A 591-nucleotide genomic window follows, 5' to 3' on the forward strand; every position below is an offset into this window, starting at 1 on the left:
GGATGGGGGGATGGGTGAGTCGGTGGGCCGGGCCTGTGTGTTCTGCGAGATCATCGAGGGGAAGCGGAGCGCGCACGTCGTGCTGGACACGCCGGATGTGATGGCGTTCCTTGATGCGCGGCCGTTGTTCAAAGGGCATACGTTGCTGGTGCCTCGGGCGCACTTCGAGACGCTGACGGATGTGCCCGCGGATTTTCTGGGGCCGTTCTTCGGTCACGCTCAGCGGCTCGCCGGGGTGATGGAGTCGGAGCTCGGCGCGGCCGGGTCGTTCGTCGCCATGAACAACCGGATCAGCCAGAGTGTCCCGCACCTGCATGTCCATGTGGTTCCGCGCAACCGCAAGGACGGGCTCCGCGGCTTCTTCTGGCCGCGGCAGAAGTACGAGTCCGATGCGGAGGCCGCCGCTTACGCCTCGCGCCTGTCCGAAGCGCTCAGCGACCCCGGCTAGGCCGTTTCCGGCGGACGTGCGCGCGAGGGGCCTGCCAGGGTGCTGAGAGTCGCGGCGGCCGTTTCCAGCAGTCGGTTCTGATCGCGGTGGCGGGTGGCCTTGGGCGGTGGGGGCTAGGCCAAGGCGGTCAGGAGGGCTACGAA

1 protein-coding gene is annotated in these 591 nt (G+C 68.2%); it reads left to right on the plus strand.

Annotation, left to right across the window (positions count from 1 at the left end):
* Positions 1 to 10: 10 nt before the first annotated feature.
* Positions 11 to 448: an HIT family protein gene (locus tag E1284_RS41070; protein ID WP_131945486.1), complete on the plus strand. Its 438-nt coding sequence runs from the start codon at positions 11 to 13 to the stop codon at positions 446 to 448.
* Positions 449 to 591: the final 143 nt, after the last annotated feature.

It is taken from the genome of Actinomadura bangladeshensis, assembly GCF_004348335.1.
GTDB classification, from domain to species: domain Bacteria; phylum Actinomycetota; class Actinomycetes; order Streptosporangiales; family Streptosporangiaceae; genus Spirillospora; species Spirillospora bangladeshensis.

What these genes read in the sequence shown, in the direction of transcription:
- E1284_RS41070 (WP_131945486.1), top strand. Translation starts at nt 11, where the DNA reads ATGGGTGAGTCGGTGGGCCGGGCCTGTGTGTTCTGCGAGATCATCGAG.